This window comes from Cohnella sp. SGD-V74 (assembly GCF_003001675.1).
Taxonomy (GTDB): domain Bacteria; phylum Bacillota; class Bacilli; order Paenibacillales; family Paenibacillaceae; genus Cohnella.
In genome coordinates, this window is sequence record NZ_PVYW01000054.1 from 1 (window position 1) to 1,310 (window position 1,310).

A 1,310-nucleotide genomic window follows, 5' to 3' on the forward strand; every position below is an offset into this window, starting at 1 on the left:
TGGAGTTGTCAAGAAAAGTGCAGTTTGAAAACACCCTCATGCAGAAATCCCGTTGCTATGCTGCTTGTGACAGCATTCTTTCGCGATAAATAGTTGGGGGCCAGCCCCCTGGATTCGTGGTGTAGATCCGCTGCCTGTTGTAGTAGACCATGATGTATCTGAAGATGATCGATTTGATATGCGCCATCGGATATTGCTCGGTTTTGATCTTGTATAGCTTTTCTTTCTTTAGCGTAGCAAAGAAGCTTTCCATTCTTGCGTTGTCATAGCAGCGGCCTGTGCCGCTCATGCTCTGAATGGCATCTCGTTTAGCCAGACACTCTCGGAATGCCTGACTTGTGAATTGGCTGCCGCGATCGCTGTGATAAATCATGCCGCGCGCGTTTCTTGACTTGCATGCGTTCTCAAAGGCTTGGATGCAGAGCTCCTTGCGCATGTTGTCGTCCATGGCAAGGCCAACGATTTCTCCGTTGTAACAATCCAGCACCGCGGACAGATAGAGCTTGCCGTCTGAGCAAGGGATCTCCGTGATATCCGATAGCCACTTCTGGTTCGGTGCTGAGGAGCTGAAGTCTCGCTGGATCAGGTTCTCGCTCTTCTGAGCTGCGACGTCCTCGCGTGTAATACCGTTCGGGTGACGCTTCACTTTCTGCAGCAGCCCGTGCTTCTTCATGATGCGGTAGACAGTGCTGTAGCTGGTCGTGATCTCTATTTGTGACAGCGCCAGCAGAATACGCCGAACACCGTAATTCGTGTTGTCTTCATGTTCTCCGATGATTTCTTTGATTTTGACCAGAAGGCGTTGCTGCCTCTCCCGTTTGGGTGTGGGCTTCAAGCTACGGTAATAGCCTGATTCGCTGACAGCAAGTACTTCGCACATCTCCTTGACGGTCCATGGATCCCGTCGTTCATGGATGTAAGCATAGAGCTGGCGTGCCTTTACCGCTTCCGGTCTTTTGCGAAAAAACCGAGTGCGTCCTTGAGAATTTCATTCGCGCGCCGCAACTCGCCTATTTCTCTTTCTAATTCGATTTCACGCGCAGTCTTATCGGCAGATGCATAAGCGCGTCCGCTCCCGATATGCGCTCCGTCGCCGTGCAGGGTTCTTCGTTTTCTCCAGTCCTGCAAGGTGTGGTAGGCTACGCCTAACTGCTCAGCGGCTTTCTTTGGGCCAATCTCATCGCTCAATCTTACTGCTTCTTCTTTAAATGCTTTGTCGTACCGATTCATTGTCTCCCGTCCCCTCGTTAACTTTCATTTTATTTCATACGAGGGTGTTTTTCGACTGCATTTTTATCGTAGCACTCCAT

2 protein-coding genes are annotated in these 1,310 nt (G+C 50.4%); both read right to left on the bottom strand.

The features are described 5' to 3' along the window. Nucleotides 1–55: 55 nt before the first annotated feature. Nucleotides 56–916, bottom strand: coding sequence for an IS3 family transposase (locus B0G52_RS35125; RefSeq protein ID WP_198960788.1), 861 nt, complete (start codon nt 914–916; stop codon nt 56–58). Between the two features lie 23 nt (nt 917–939). Then, nucleotides 940–1,230, bottom strand: a complete 291-nt coding sequence (locus B0G52_RS35130) for a transposase (RefSeq protein ID WP_094051099.1) — start codon at nt 1,228–1,230, stop codon at nt 940–942. Nucleotides 1,231–1,310 lie beyond the last annotated feature (80 nt).

Excerpts from the sequence above, each read along its gene's own strand:
- B0G52_RS35130 (WP_094051099.1), bottom strand. The coding sequence starts at position 1,230 with ATGAATCGGTACGACAAAGCATTTAAAGAAGAAGCAGTAAGATTGAGC.